We start from the raw sequence: 14,939 nt of genomic DNA on the forward strand, positions 1-14,939 counted from the left end.
TACGGCGTCCCCGGAGCGCCGCATGCCGTCATAGAAGTAGGGCTGGCCTCTTAAATAATCACAAAAATTCAAAACAAATCAATAGTTGTCATTATGTGTCGGTTGTGCTAGTTTCTGATCTTGCCAGTAGACAGCCTCAGGCCGTCGAAAAACGATAAAAGTAGCGCTGGAGTAGGCCGGATGAACCGACGTGAATTTCTGAAAAGAGGTGGTGTTGCCGCCTCGCTTCCTTTGACCCTCCAGGCTTTACCTAGCGGCTGTGCTACATCCTCTTCAGTGGCCTTACCCGCCCGTCAGTCCGGGCATCTGAGCTGGCTTGAGGGTAAACAGCCAAATGTCAAAGCGGGTACCACCTGGGGTCAGCCCTGGTCCCAAGGTGAGCTCGCGCCAGATCAAGCGTTGCGCTTGATTGCGAGCGACGGACAAACGATTCCCCTGCAGAGTTGGCCCACGGCCTATTGGCCGGACGGCAGCGTCAAATGGACGGCTCACGCGGTGCCGGCGGGTGTAACACTGGGTCAACAGTTTAGGGTGGAGAAGGGCAGTGGCCCCGCCCCCGCCCCACACCATCCGGTGCGCGTCAGCGTCGCAAACAGTACTATCGAAGTGGATACCGGTCTGGTCACTTATTCGATACCCAAAACCGGTGAGTACCTGATCCGCGCCATGTCACGAGGCGGAGCCGTGGTGGCGAAAAACGCCCGTATGGTGGGGCTGGTTCAGGATGAGGTAGACCCAAGCGCAGCGGTCTCGCGGGTTTCGTCTTTCCAGTCCCGCACCGATCGGGTCACCGTGGAGCAGGAAGGCCCCGTTCGCGCGGTGCTTAAGCTTGAAGGTGTACACCAGATTGAGGCGGGTAAAGAATGGCTGCCTTTCACCTTGCGCCTCTACTTTTACAGCGGTGCCGAATCGCTGCGCGTCAGCCACAGTTTCGTCTTCGATGGCGACGACCAAAAAGACTTTATTCGCGGTTTGGGGTTGCGTTTTGACGTCGTACAGCGCGACGAACTTTACGACCGTCACGTTCGCTTTGCTGGGGAAAATGACGGTTTGTGGGCCGAGTCCCCCAAGGGTATTACCGGCTTGCGCCGGGATCCGGGTAAGGCTGTGCGCGCTGCCCAGATTGCGGGCCGCAAAACGCCACCTCTGAATGAGTGGGAGCCGGGTGTCGCCGATCGACTGCACTGGGTACCGGTTTGGAATGATTTCACCTTGTCGCAATTGAGCGCCAATGGTTTTGCCATTAAAAAGCGCACCAAGGCCGGTCATGCCTGGATCAATGCCGATCAGGGCCACAGAGCCTCGGGTGCGGCCTATGTGGGCGGCGCTTCCGGGGGCGTATTGTTTGGTATGCGCGACTTCTGGCAACTGCATCCGGTGCAGATTGATATTCGCAATGCCGGCCTGGATGAGGCCGAAGCGACACTGTGGTTCTGGTCGCCAGAGGCGCCTCCCATGGAGGTGCGCTTTTACCACGACGGCCTGGGGCAGGAAACCCACGAGCAGCAATTGGATGCGCTGCGAATTACCTATGAAGATTACGAGCCCGGTTTTGGAACCGCTCACGGTGTCGCGAGAACAACGGATTTTGTACTGTGTGTATTGGCCGCTACTCCCTCGCGCTCGGCGACCGTGGACTGGGCCCGGGAAATTCGCACACCGGGACAAGTGGTAGCTGCCCCCGAGGATATTCTGAAAACCGGAGTTTTCGGTGGCTTGTGGAGTTTGCCCGATCGCTCCAGCGCGCAGAAAAAACAGATTGAAGACCGCTTGGCCTGGCAATTGGATTACTATCATCAGCAGGTAAATCAGCGCCACTGGTATGGCTTTTGGGACTATGGCGATGTCATGCACACCTACGATGTCGATCGCCATGTGTGGCGCTACGATATCGGTGGTTACGCCTGGGACAATTCCGAACTCTCGCCCGATTTGTGGCTGTGGTATTCATTTTTGCGTAGCGGCGACGCTCAGTCCTTTCGACTGGCCGAGGCTATGACGCGTCACAACCGGGATGTTGATATTTATCACCTGGGCCGTTTCAAGGGGCTGGGCACCCGGCACAATGTACAGCACTGGGGTTGCAGTGCTAAACAGTTGCGGATCAGCACGGCGGCGTACCGCCGGTTTCATTATTTCCTGACCGGCGATGATCGTACCGGCGATGTCCTGAACGAAGTGGTCGACGCCGGCGAAGCTCTGACCCGAGTCGACCCCACCCGCAAGCTTTCCAACCGAGAGCCGGTGCCGGGGCCCGAGAGAATGCAGGTGGGCACCGATTGGGGTTCGGTGGCGTCCAACTGGCTCACCGCCTGGGAGCGCACCGGAGACGACCGATATCGGCAGCGTCTGGTGGATGCGATGCGCACTATCGGCGGCCATCCGGATGGTTTTTTCGCGGGCACCTATGGTTTTGACCCAGAGACGAAAAAGCTATTGGCGCCCGCTGATCGCGAGGCGCAAGTGTCACACCTCAGTGCGGTATTCGGACTGGTGGAAATCAACGCCGAGCTGATTCAACTGCTGGATGTGCCCGAGTACAAAACCGCCTGGCTGCGTTACTGCCGGTTGTACAATGCCAGCGACGAAGAAAAGCAAGCCGCTGTGGGACGGGCATTCGGAACACATTTGGAAGCACCGCATTCGCGCCTTACCGCCTATGCGGCGGCGCAGGGCAAAGATTCGGCCCTGGCAAAGCGCGCCTGGAAAGAGTTTCGCTTACCGCAGGAGTTCGCTCTGCAGTGGACGGGCGAGCGCCAGGCGATTTTGGATGTAAAAGGCCCTCAGGTGCTCAACCCGGTGGTAGAGGCACCTTGGTTATCCACCAACGACAGCTCCCAGTGGGGCTTGGCCGCCATTCAGAATTTGGCGCTCATTGGCAACGACTTATAAGCGCCGGGCCGGTTTTTCACTAGGGCCTGTTGACACTAATTTAATACGACTTAATAGATTACTACTTTAGAGGTTTTAACGAGTATGCCAACTGTTGCACACAACATCGAGTACGCCACGGTCCGGGGCAGCATTGATAAGCTGATTGATAACCTGGTTAACATTAATGATGAAACCGGAGAGTTCCTGCTCAAGCTGGAAGACGGTCGGGTCATTGATACTAAGGGTTGGGCCGGTTGGGAGTGGACCCATGGTATCGGTCTTTACGGGTTGATGAAGTACTGGGACATCACCGGCGATGATAAGCCAAGGCAGATTATCGAAGACTGGTTTAGTGATCGTTTTAAGGAAGGCACCACCACCAAAAACGTCAATACCTACTCACCTTTTTTGACCCTCGCTTATATGCACGAGCGCACCGGTGACCGCTCCCATCTGCCGTACCTGGATGTATGGTCGGAGTGGGTGATGCGGGATATGCCGCGCACCACCGAAAATGGTCTGCAGCACATCGTCTACAACTCAGAGAACTATCAGCAGCTCTGGGACGATACCTTGATGATGTGCGTCATGCCTTTGGCCAAAATCGGTTTGGTTATGGATCGTCCTCATTATGTGGAAGAGGCCAAACGTCAATTTATGTTGCACGTGAAATACCTGGCCGATCGCAAAACCGGTCTCTGGTTTCACGGCTGGACTTTCGATGGTAATCATAACTTTGCCGACGCTCTGTGGGCGAGGGGCAACAGTTGGGTCACCATTGCCATTCCCGAATTTATCGAACTTCTGGATCTGGAAAAAACCGATGGCCTGCGCATGTTCCTGGAAGAAACCCTCGAGTCGCAGGTTAAGGCGTTAGAGAAAACCCAGCACAGCGATGGCCTCTGGCACACATTGCTTGACGACCCCGACTCCTACCTGGAAGCGTCCGCCGCGGCTGGGTTTGCCTACGGCATTCTCAAAGGTATCCGCAAAGGTTATCTGGACAAAAAATACGAAGAGGTCGGTATCAAGGCGGTCAAAGCGGTGCTGGATAACATCAGCGCGGATGGCGAGTTGCAGCAGGTTTCTTTCGGCACGCCGGTGTTCGATGACCTGCAGGGTTATCGGGATATTCCGCTTACGTCCATGCCCTACGGTCAGTCCATGGCCATTCTACTTCTTGTGGAATACATGAACTACTACATCTAATCGATGTTTACCCCGCCGCACCTGCAAAAGTGGGGCGGGGTTGTGATTCTCGATCTGATTGATCGCCGACCACTGAACCATGTTAATCCGGAGTGCGAGTAATGGAAAAGATCGCTTTGGTCATGCAGCTTAAGCCGGGCTTTGAACGCGAATACGAAAAACGTCACGACGAAATTTGGCCGGAGCTTGAGAGAGAACTTCGTAGTGCTGGCGTTTCCGATTATTCCATTTTTCTGCACCCGCAAACCCTACAGTTATTCGCCGTCTTAAAGCGCGAAGATAATCACACCATGGATGCGCTTCCGCAAACCGAGATCGTGCAGAAGTGGTGGCGCTATATGTCCGACATAATGGAAACGCAGGCCGATAACAGCCCGGTGACAATACCGTTAAACAAAGTGTTTCATCTGGAGTAATTCATGGGCGTGAGCAATAACACCAATTTGCGTCCGCAAGGGCTTTGCTTTCTGCTGCTCGCTTTAACTCTTATGTGGGTTGCGGGCTGCTCAACAACGTCCAGCCAAACAACACCCAACCAAGCAGCGCCCAATCAAACATCGGTAACCGACACCCGGCCAGAGCCTGGCCAGTTGCTTTATCGGGCGGACTTTGCCAGCCGCGAATCCGTGTCCGATTGGGTGATGGAAGGCCCGGGTGAAGTTTCTTTCGAGCAGGGCTGGATGGAAATGCTGTCCCCCGACGAGCAGGGCCATCATGTGTTCTGGTGTCCGCAAGACTTTCCCGATCACTTTATTGCCCAGTGGGATGCGCAAAATCTGGACCTGGAAGCGGGGCTGGTAATCGTCTTTTTTGCGGCTACCGGCGTCGATGGCCAAGATATATTTTCTCCCAAACTGCCCCCAAGGGATGGCGCCTTTACTCAGTACACCCAAGGCGAAATTACGAGTTACCACATTTCTTATTACGCCAATGCCGCCCACAACCCGGGCCGTGGTTATGCCAATTTGCGCAAAAACAATACCTTCAGTTTACTGCAGACAGGTGAAGTGGGCATACCGACGCAGTCCACGCGCCCACACGAGGTAACGCTGATAAAAGAGGGCGCCCGGATTCGGCTTTATGTGGACGACCGAAAGGTGATTGATTACACCGATGACACCCCGGTGGTGGGCGATGTCGATACGGGGCGCGCACTGGACACCGGCAAAATCGGATTCCGACAAATGAAGTGGACACACTTTCGCTACCAAAACTTTCGGGTGCGCGCCATTGATCAGTAATAGATCCAAATCTACAACCGGTATTTGTCAGTTCGCGCGGCACTGTGTTCACAAAAGACATAGTTCTGCAGCCAGTCAATAGCGTCGCAGTCATAAAATAAAATCTTAATGATCAAAGACAATGGATTGGATGCTTACTCGGTAAAGTTTTACTGCGCGTTTGAAAAACTGTTTGAGCGTCTCGTTATACGGTCTGTTGTCACGGTAAAACAATTGCAAGGCACGAAGATTATAAAAACCACGAATCTAGGATGGCCATGAAAAATGAAGTTTTCCAGAACTTTCGCATTGCTGACAATCGCGCTCTTGCCTTTTTCCGGGGCGACTCAGGCGCAAGACAAGCCCCAAATACAATTGCATTGGCTAGAACACGATAGTGCCCGTGCTTCCGTGGGCACCACTTGGGGCGTGCCCTGGCCGCAGGGAGCGGTCCAGAAACAGAGCGAATTCACTCTTAATTCGGAAGCCGGCCCTTTACCCGTGCAGAGCTGGCCCTTGGCCTACTGGCCCGATGGTTCTGTGAAATGGAGTGGCCACGCGATAGCGCCGCTTGCAGTGGATGCGACCGCACTGACTCTGCGCCCCGGCGCTAGCGCTTCGCCAGAACAGGCGCTTACGGTGACCGAAAATAGCGAGAGCATTCGCGTGGATACGGGCACAATTGAAGCGGTGATTGTTAAATCCGGTGATCGCTTGATTCAATCCATCACCCGGGACGGTCGTAAAACTTTAAATAACGGCCGCCTCGTGGTTCTGTCCCAGAATCGGGCTGAGCCCGAAGTGGGCGAACCGCTGACCGTAAACGCGTTTAACGGTCGCGTCGATAATGTCACTCTCGAACAGCAAGGGCCCCAGCGCGCGGTGGTCAAACTCGAAGGTAAGCACGTTGGTGACAAAGGGCGGGCCTGGATTCCTTTTGTGGCGCGCCTGTATTTTTATGCCGGCGACGACTCTGTGCGGTTAATGCACACCATGATTTACGACGGCGACCAGAAACAGGATTTTATTCGCGGCGTGGGGGTTCGTTTTGATGTCCCTATGGATGGCCCGCTCCATGATCGGCACGTGCGTTTTTCCGGGCAGGACGATGGATTATTTGCAGAAGCCGTGCGCGGGATTACCGGCTTGCGGCGCAACCCTGGCGAGGCCGTGCGCCAAGCGCAGATCGACGGTCGCGCTACTGCGCCTTTGGACGAGTGGGCAAAAAGTGTTTCCGATCGCATTGATGTCATCCCCGCGTTCGGTGATTACACGCTTACACAACTAACCGCCGACGCTTTTGAAATTCGCAAACGCACCCAGCCCGGTTTGGCCTGGCTGGATTCTGCCGAAGGCGGACGCTCGAGTGGCCTCGGTTACATCGGTAGCCCCGAGGGCGGGGTGGCCTTCGGTATTCGCGATTTCTGGCAAAGCCATCCGTCCCAACTGGATATTCGCAACGCCAGAACCGATAACGCCGAAGTGACCCTGTGGCTCTGGTCTCCCGAGTCTCGCGCCATGGACATGCGGTTTTATCACGACGGCATGGGGTTGGATACCCACGAAAAACAACTCGATGCCATGGGCGTGACCTACGAAGATTACGAGCCTGGGTTTGCCAGCGCCACCGGCGTGGCCCGTACCAGCGAATTGCGGATCTGGGCTTTGCCCGCCACACCGAATCGCGAAACCATGGTGCAGATGGCACGCACCCTGGCCGAACCACCGCAGATGGTGGCTCGCCCCACAGACTATGAGTCCGCCGGTGTTTTCGGTGCGGCCATTTGGGATCTGCAGGATCGCTCCACGCCCGCCAAAACCGCGGTTGAAGATCAGGTGGACTTTTATCTGGATCATTACCTGACTCAGGTAGAAGAGCACAACTGGTTCGGTTTCTGGGACTACGGCGATGTGATGCACACTTACGATCACGATCGCCATACCTGGCGTTATGACGTCGGTGGTTTTGCCTGGGCCAACTCCGAACTTTCTCCCGACATTTGGCTCTGGTATTCCTTCCTGCGCACGGGCCGGGCGGATGTGTTCCAGATGGCCGAGGCCATGACCCGCCACACCGGCGAAGTGGATGTTTACCACCTGGGGCGTTTTGAGGGGCTGGGGTCGCGTCACAATGTTAAACACTGGGGCGACAGTGCCAAGCAGCTGCGCATCAGTACGCCCGCCAACCGTCGTTTCTATTACTACCTGACGGCGGACGAGCGCGTGGGTGATTTGATGCGTGCGACCCTGGGTGCTGAACGTCGTCTACTGGACGTACCGCCGCTGCGCAAACTCAACCGCGACAGGCCGGACTTCACGGGGAAACCGTATTCCATGATGATGGGGCTGGGCACGGATTGGAACTCTGTGGCCGCCGCCTGGCTGACCGAGTGGGAACGCACGGGCGAGCCGGAATATCGGGACAAGCTATTGCGCGCGATGCGCAGCATCGGAGAGTTTGAGCACGGCTTGCTTTCATCGGGCACCGCTTACGATCCGGACACAGGTCGCTTCTATCGGGTGGGCGAGGGCGTCTCCGGTTCGCATCTGGCCATGGTATTCGGGGGCGTGGAGATTAATGCCGAACTGATTCAACTGCTGGATGTGCCCGAGTACGAGGCAGCCTTTATTCAGTACGGTCAATTTTTTAACGCCGACTCTGAAGAGAAAGCCGAGATTATCGGCCAGCCCTATAACCGAAACTTGAATTTAGGGCAGGCGCATTCACGCATGACCGCTTACTCCGCCTGGAAATTAAAAGATAAAGCGCTGGCGGAAAGGGCCTGGAATGAATTTTTCGGCGCGAGAGCCGGTATCGGGATTTACGGTACGCCTTACCCAACAAGAACGGTCACGCCGCCTGATGTTTTGGCGCCTGTGACCGAAGCCCGTGGGGTATCCACCAACGCTGTGTCCCAGTTCGGTTTAACGGCAATTCAGATTATGGCGTTGATTAGCGAGGAGGCCCCGGAAGAAGTTCCGGCGCGCGATTAATATGGAGTGTCGAATGATAGCGAGCGTTTCAAATCTTCTCGGCAGGCTTAGGCGGCGACTGCTATTTCTGTCCCTTCTGTGTCCGCTTTTTGCGCAGGCCGCAATCCAGCCGCTTGCTTCGGAGATATCTAAAAAGTCGCCGCTCAATGCGTTTGCACTGGTTGCCGGGAAACATGCCGCGCCTCTGGTGGTGAGTGAGGATGCGCCCACAGTGATTAAAATCGCCGTGCGCGATTTCGCCGACGATGTTGAGCGCGTAACCGGCGTGCGGCCGGACGTTCGTAAACGGCCACCCAACAATGCCCCTTACGTTCAAGTGGAAATTGCCCCCGAGCTGGAAGGTCGTTGGGAAGCCTTCCGACTTTCCGCCGATTCGAAAGTTCTGAGCGTTGAGGGCGCCGACCCTCGCGGTGTGGCCTATGGTGTATACGAGCTGTCGCGTCGTATCGGTGTTTCTCCCTGGTACTGGTGGGCCGATGTGCCAGTGGAACAGCGCGAGCAACTGTATCTTAGTGCCGGCACTGAGCCCATTGATGCCCCCGCCGTGCAATACCGCGGAATATTTATTAACGATGAGTGTTGGGGCTTGGAGGCCTGGGCCGAGAAAACCTTTGAGGCTATCGTTGCCGAGCAACCGGGCGTTAATAAAGAGGTGGGTACGCTTGGGCCGAAAACCTACGAACGGATTTTCGAACTTATGTTGCGCTTGCGCGCCAATGCCATCTGGCCCGGCATGCATCCCTGCACCACGCCTTTTCATCAGGTAGAAGGCAATAGCGCCTTGGCCGACGACTACGCCATTGTGGTCGGTTCAAGTCATGCCGAACCTATGCTGCGCAACAACGTGGGGGAGTGGGATCTGCCCAAGGATCAATACAATTTTCTGACTCACCGCGACACTGTTATGAATTACTGGGAGCAGCGGGTGAAGGAACGCCGCTCCGGCGAAAGCCTCTGGACCCTGGGTATGCGCGGCATACACGACAGCGGCATCATCGGTCCCAAGTCGCAGCAAGAGCGTATCGGTGTACTGGAAGACCTTTTCGATGCTCAGCGCAATCTGCTGGCGAAACACCTGGGCGACGGTGATCCCACCCGGGCGGCGCAAATCTTTGTCCCTTACAAAGAAGTGCTTAAGGATTACAACGCCGGCCTGAAAGTGCCGGAGGATGTCATCATCGTCTGGCCGGACGACAACTTTGGTTACATGCGCCGTTACGCCACGCCCGCAGAACGCGAGCGCCCCGGCGGACTCGGTGTTTATTATCACCTGTCCTATCTGGGTTCGCCGCTTTCCTGGCTTTGGTTCGATTCCCAGTCGGTGTCTCTGGTGTGGTCGGAAATGGTGCGCACCTACGAGCAGGGCGCGCGCTCTTTTTGGATGGGGAATGTGGGCGACCTAAAAGCTCATGAGCTGAGCACGGAGTTTTTTCTCGATCTGGCCTGGAACGCGAATCGGACTGATTCCGACGCGCCGATGCAATTCTTGCACGATATGGCCGCGCGGGATTTTGGCTCCGAACATGCCGAGGCTATTGCCGCACTGTGGAAACGTCATCAGCATTTGGCGTTTGCTCGCAAGCCGGAACATCTGCAGTGGCACCTCTCTTTGCAACCTTACAAGCCGACCGAATTAACGGATGCGGAAATAAAACATCGCCTTGCAGCCTATCAATCCCTGGTAGCGGATACCGCAAAAGTTGCCAGTGCGTTACCGGCCGCTGCGCAGGATGCGTTCTTCCAGCTGGTGGAGTATCCGGTACGCGCCGCCGCCGCTGCCAACGAACGCTATTTTCTGGTGGAGCTGGCCCGTCGGCAGAACGCTCGAGGTGCGCCCGCCGCACCGGCAACCTTTGCGGCAGCCGGGCAGGCCACGCAGCGAATCGAAGCGCTGACCGAGCGATACAATCAAGAGATTGCCGGCGGCAAATGGCAACATATTCTCACCACCGGGGGCGTCTCCCCGAATGATTGGCTGCGCTTCCAACCGGAGCCGATCCCACCCTTGGGTTCACAGGAAGCGGTGGTACGAAAATCGCTCACTACTGAAACAGGCGCGAGTGACTTCGCGGTTCATAACGCGCCCTCAGATGCTGGGACAGGGGATTTCTTCGAGTCTGAAGGTGTGGTGTCCATCAACGCCGGACATTTCACTGACCGCGAGGATAGTGGGAAGGGCGGTTGGCGTTCGGTGGAAGGCCTGGGCCGCACCGGCTCGGCGGTAACCATACTGCCGTCCACCCTCAAGTTTGATGCCGGTGATGCCCCGCGACTCAGCTATCGCTTTTATGTGGCCAGTGGCGGTCAAGCCCACGTTCATGTTCGGCTGCTGCCCACGCATCCGATCGTGCCCGGTAACGGATTGCGTTTGGCGCTGGCGCTGGATGATGGCAAGCCGCAACCGGTGACCGTGACCGAAGGTTTTGATACCTATAGCAGTGAGTGGAAAGAGCGGGTGTTGGCCAACGCTACCGAAGCCACCGTGAAACTTCCGCAGAACCTTGAGCCTGGCTGGCATACATTACACTTGGTGGCCGTAGATGCCGGTGTTGTGGTGGATAAAATCGTGATGGATTTTGGAGGGCTTGAGCCGTCCTATAACGGCCCGCCGGAGACCCGCGTGCAAAAGGCCGATACAAAAAAAGTCGAGCCGGTTTCCTACCGATTTGATTTCGGTAGCGTCAATGTGGCGGAAGGTGACACGGGCATTGGGTCAGATACTCGCTATTCCCCCGATCGCGGCTACGGCTGGGTGGGCGACAATACCCCCGAATGCGATACGGGCGATGCGTGCGTTGCCGATAAACCGTTTACCTTGGCGGTGGATGTCCCCGAAGGAAACTACAAGGTAACGGTTATTTTGGGTTCAGGTGAAACCTCAGCCGAGACCACGGTAAAAGCCGAGGCGCGTCGGTTATTGCTCCGCGGCGTTGCTACCGCAGGCGGTGAGCGCAAACAGGCGAGCTTTACGGTAAACCGGCGAAGCCCGCTACTTGAAGGCGATGGGGTAGTGGCACTCAATTCGCGCGAAACCGGCCCACCCATGGTGGCGCACTGGGATAAGCACCTGACTCTCGAATTTCTCGGTAACCCCGCCGCCGTGACCGCGCTTACTATTGAGCCGGCACCTAAGACGACCACGGTGTTTATTGCCGGGGATTCCACGGTCACCGATCAGCGCAATGAACCCTGGGCCGGTTGGGGACAGCTGCTACCCGCGTTTTTTAATTCGGATGTGGCCATCGCCAATCACGCAGAGTCGGGCCGGGCGCTGTTCAGCTTTGAGGCGGAACATCGGTTGGAAAAAGTTCTGGGCGCCATGAAACATGGTGATTATCTGTTTATCCAGTTTGGCCACAACGACCAAAAGGATAAAAGCGAAGGTGCCGGACCCTTCACCACGTATCAGCAAGATTTGCGCGAATATATTTCAGCGGTGCGCGCCAAGGGCGGCATACCGGTATTGGTCACGCCTATGGAACGTCGGCGCTGGCATAATGATAAGCCGAGAGAAACTCTTACCGATTATGCCGAAGCGGTGCGTCAGATTGGGCAAGAGCAGGGCGTGCCGGTGATTGATCTGCACCGGATGAGTCTGGAGTTTTACGCTGCACTGGGACAGGAAGATTCTAAAGAGGCGTTTGTTCACTATCCGGCCAATACGTTTCCCGGTCAGAGTAAAGCGCTAAAAGATGATACTCACCACAGTGCTTACGGCGCCGACCAGCTAGCACGCGCTGTGGTATCAGGTATCAGAGAAAATATACCGGCCTTGGTCGTGCATTTACGGGATGAGGTGCCGCCCTTTGATGCCGCGCGGCCGGACTCGCCGGAGGCTGTCGCCATACCGAAAAGACCGATGTTTAAAATACAGACACCTGAGGGAAATTGAGCGACCTGCAGGGCTTACTCTGCGCACTGACGCAGATGCTTTAAAATGCCCTGCACATTTTGGGGGTTGGTACTTTCGAGAATGGTATGAATGCCCGGCTTGAGTTTTTGCAGCATTGACATTAAATGACGGTGATCCATTTCGCCGGTACCCGAAGGTAGGTCGCCGTCTTTTAGCCCGTCTTTGATCACAAAATCTTTGCTGTGAATCGCCACAATGCGATCGCCAAAAAGATCAAACGCCTCGTCCATTAATTCTTGCTGCCGATGGCACTGATCCAGCGGGAAAAAGTTAACCGGATCGTAAATCACCTGAACATTGGGGGAGTTTACCGCCTCCAGTAACTCCAGCATTTTCTCGTAGGTGTGCACGGTATGGTGATGGGCGACGCCCTCAATGCCCACAATGGTTCCGTACTTCTCGGCGGTCTTTGCCATGCGTTTCACGGAGTCCACCAGCTCTATAAAAGACTCTTTGCTCTGGCTGTCCGGGTGATAGCTGCAGTCGCCATTTTTAGAGCCGGTTTCGGTGCCCACAATTGCACATCCAAAGTCCCTGGCAAAGCGCAGGTGCTCTTCAAAGCGTTTCAACCCTTGTTCCTTGGCGACAGGGTCTGGGTGGATGGGGTTGATGTAGCAGCCCAGTACGGCGATGGAGATGCCTTGCGCGGCGAATGCATCGCGAACCTGATTGGCAAAGCCGGGGCTTAATTGTCCGGGTTGCTCCCCGATCATGGGAAAGGATTTGGCGGGGGCAAGTTGTACGCAGGACACATCGTACTGGCCGATCAGGGCGGCAATCTCTGCGGGTGTGCCCTGGCCATAGTCGTGTGCTCTCAGGCCCAAATTCAGCATAATGTTTTGTCCTTTTCAAACGGTCGGTTAAAGTTAAGCGGCGGTGCTTATTGTGGCAGCACCGCTTGCAGTTCGTCGGCAACAATCTCGGCAGTGAACTGGGCACCCTCGAGCGAAGTGTGAGTGTGCTCATCGGCAAAAAAGGCTTCCACCTGTTCCGGTCCCAGCTCGTCGTAGCGCGCGGCCACTTGTTCGTGCAGATCAATCAAATGAACACCGCTTTGTTTGGCCACTTGTCGCGCCCACTGTGGGTAACTGTCCTCCGGGCGGGCGATATTCTCTGTACTCTCATCCCAAATCTTGCGCGGTACCGGTGTAAATAGTATGGGTTTTACACCCAGCGCCATCGCCTCGCCGATCATCTTGCGCAGGTACCAGCCGTAGGTGTGAACGGTCTCGGTTTTTCCTGTCAGCATATTGCCGATGGTTTCTTGCGCATTGCTTATGCCGTCAATGGTGCCGCGGGCACGTCGATCGTCGTTGAGTGCTGCCGAATCATTGTGGCCGAATTGGATCAGCATATAATCCCCGGGGCGAGTCATGTTCAAGGCCCGCTGCCAGTGTCCCCCGGTGACAAAGGTGCGGCTGCTGAAGCCGCCGATGGCGCGATTGACCAGGTTGTATGAATCGTCTTGGACGTAGTCCCCCAGAAAATCACCCCAGCCCCATTGGCCACCAGCGCCGTCTCCCCAACCGTTGCGAACAGTAGAGTCGCCCACCATAAAAATACTGTTTTTTTCGGGCGAGGCGACTACAGGTAGGCGCAAAAAAGTCCAGTCGTAGGCGATAACCTCGCGCCCTGTTTCAGAATACCAATCGTCCGCCAGAGTAGGGCGCAGTCCTTTTAAGGCCGATACGATGGTCTCAGCGTGAATCTCGGCGCCCGCCGCGTTGAAGTGCGTGTGGTCTTTGGGATAGAGCGCCGCTACTTTTGCAGGCCCGAGCTTTTCCAGTTTGTCGGCAACCAAGTTGGTGACATCAATAAACGGGGTGTCTAGCTCCCAGGCTAATTGGTGCGTCCAGTGGCCGTATTGGCCGTTGCGTCGCTCAATTCTGCCCTCGTCCCAGCGGTTGCGTACGGTCAGCGATAACAGTATCGGCGTGGCCTCCTTGGCGCGCACCTCCGCCACCATTTGGCGGATGTAGTGGCCAAAGGTGTAGACGGTTTCGTCTTTTTCGGTTACCTGGTTGAAGATATCCGTTTGCTCATCGTCCAGTCCGGGCAGGGAGCCTCGGGCGCGCCTGTCGTCGTTGATTTCACCGGCGTCGTTATGGCCAAACTGAATCAGCACTAGGTCGCCGGGCTGGACGTCGTTGATCAAACCCTGCCACAAACCCTCGGTGGTGAAGGTGCGGCTGCTTCTGCCCCCGCGAGCGTGATTATTTACGGTGACTTTATCTTGAGCAAAATAAGTTTGCAGGGCGGCTCCCCATCCCTGATGGTCTTTTTCTTGGTAAGAAGCCGCTGTCGAGTCTCCTGCGATATGAATATGCCGAGGGCGCAAGTCCTCGGCCAGGCTTGGTTGGCCAAACATGAGAGTGAGGACAATGGTAATGAAAGAAAATGCCCGTCCTGTCCGCATGCTGATTTCCTCTTGGGTTAAATAGTGGTTAATGGTTTTACTTTTATAGTTGTAAGCGCTGCCGCTTGTGAATCGCGAATTAACGGTTCTGTGCGTGGACATCTTTTTAATAACTTGGCTTGCCGAGCCAGGCAGGTGTCGCAAAGCAATCACTGTGCCTCCTCTAACGGTGACGTCGATCCACAGCGAATCACTCCATAGTATGTTTGTTCATTATCGGATGAGACCGACACTTTTGGTTCTGTTGCATAAGGGTATCATTATGTGATCTATAGTGACCAGATTTGTTTTAATGGGATTTATTATGATCTTT

At 55.7% G+C, this 14,939-nt stretch carries 8 protein-coding genes; 6 read left to right on the forward strand and 2 right to left on the reverse strand.

Translation table 11 applies throughout. The annotated features are described in order from the left end of the window. Positions 1–180: 180 nt before the first annotated feature. From QWI17_RS12580 to QWI17_RS12605, 6 genes are all read left to right on the forward strand, one after another. Positions 181–2,892 carry an exo-rhamnogalacturonan lyase family protein gene (locus QWI17_RS12580; protein WP_302722862.1) on the forward strand — a complete coding sequence of 904 codons (2,712 nt, stop codon included), beginning with the start codon at positions 181–183 and terminating at the stop codon, positions 2,890–2,892. Between the two features lie 84 nt (positions 2,893–2,976). Beyond that, on the forward strand, positions 2,977–4,083 hold the full coding sequence (bglB, locus tag QWI17_RS12585; RefSeq protein ID WP_302722863.1) for a beta-galactosidase BglB: 1,107 nt from the start codon (positions 2,977–2,979) through the stop codon (positions 4,081–4,083). Between the two features lie 101 nt (positions 4,084–4,184). Beyond that, complete coding sequence (rhaM, locus tag QWI17_RS12590; RefSeq protein ID WP_302722864.1) at positions 4,185–4,499, forward strand: L-rhamnose mutarotase; 315 nt, start codon at positions 4,185–4,187, stop codon at positions 4,497–4,499. Between the two features lie 3 nt (positions 4,500–4,502). Further along, entirely contained in the window at positions 4,503–5,324 is an 822-nt protein-coding gene (locus QWI17_RS12595) for a DUF1961 family protein (protein WP_302722865.1), read from the forward strand. A 264-nt stretch (positions 5,325–5,588) separates the two neighbouring features. Further along, positions 5,589–8,297, forward strand: coding sequence for an exo-rhamnogalacturonan lyase family protein (locus QWI17_RS12600; RefSeq protein ID WP_302722866.1), 2,709 nt, complete (start codon positions 5,589–5,591; stop codon positions 8,295–8,297). Positions 8,298–8,310: 13 nt separating this feature from the next. Further along, complete coding sequence (locus QWI17_RS12605) at positions 8,311–12,189, forward strand: glycosyl hydrolase 115 family protein (RefSeq protein WP_302722867.1); 3,879 nt, start codon at positions 8,311–8,313, stop codon at positions 12,187–12,189. Between the two features lie 14 nt (positions 12,190–12,203). On the opposite strand, the gene QWI17_RS12610 is transcribed toward QWI17_RS12605, so the two are convergent. Together QWI17_RS12610 and QWI17_RS12615 are read right to left on the reverse strand one after the other, a co-directional pair. Then, a complete protein-coding gene (locus tag QWI17_RS12610; RefSeq protein ID WP_302722868.1) occupies positions 12,204–13,043 on the reverse strand; it encodes a sugar phosphate isomerase/epimerase family protein in 840 nt (279 codons plus the stop codon). Positions 13,044–13,090: 47 nt separating this feature from the next. After that, complete coding sequence (locus tag QWI17_RS12615; protein ID WP_302722869.1) at positions 13,091–14,626, reverse strand: rhamnogalacturonan acetylesterase; 1,536 nt, start codon at positions 14,624–14,626, stop codon at positions 13,091–13,093. Positions 14,627–14,939: the final 313 nt, after the last annotated feature.

The sequence above is a fragment of the Gilvimarinus gilvus genome (genome assembly GCF_030518155.1).
In the GTDB taxonomy this organism is placed as follows: domain Bacteria; phylum Pseudomonadota; class Gammaproteobacteria; order Pseudomonadales; family Cellvibrionaceae; genus Gilvimarinus; species Gilvimarinus gilvus.

What these genes read in the sequence shown, in the direction of transcription:
- QWI17_RS12610 (WP_302722868.1), bottom strand. Translation starts at nt 13,043, where the DNA reads ATGCTGAATTTGGGCCTGAGAGCACACGACTATGGCCAGGGCACACCC.
- QWI17_RS12580 (WP_302722862.1), top strand. Translation starts at nt 181, where the DNA reads ATGAACCGACGTGAATTTCTGAAAAGAGGTGGTGTTGCCGCCTCGCTT.
- QWI17_RS12600 (WP_302722866.1), top strand. Translation starts at nt 5,589, where the DNA reads ATGAAGTTTTCCAGAACTTTCGCATTGCTGACAATCGCGCTCTTGCCT.
- rhaM (WP_302722864.1), top strand. Translation starts at nt 4,185, where the DNA reads ATGGAAAAGATCGCTTTGGTCATGCAGCTTAAGCCGGGCTTTGAACGC.
- bglB (WP_302722863.1), top strand. Translation starts at nt 2,977, where the DNA reads ATGCCAACTGTTGCACACAACATCGAGTACGCCACGGTCCGGGGCAGC.
- QWI17_RS12605 (WP_302722867.1), top strand. Translation starts at nt 8,311, where the DNA reads ATGATAGCGAGCGTTTCAAATCTTCTCGGCAGGCTTAGGCGGCGACTG.
- QWI17_RS12595 (WP_302722865.1), top strand. Translation starts at nt 4,503, where the DNA reads ATGGGCGTGAGCAATAACACCAATTTGCGTCCGCAAGGGCTTTGCTTT.
- QWI17_RS12615 (WP_302722869.1), bottom strand. Translation starts at nt 14,626, where the DNA reads ATGCGGACAGGACGGGCATTTTCTTTCATTACCATTGTCCTCACTCTC.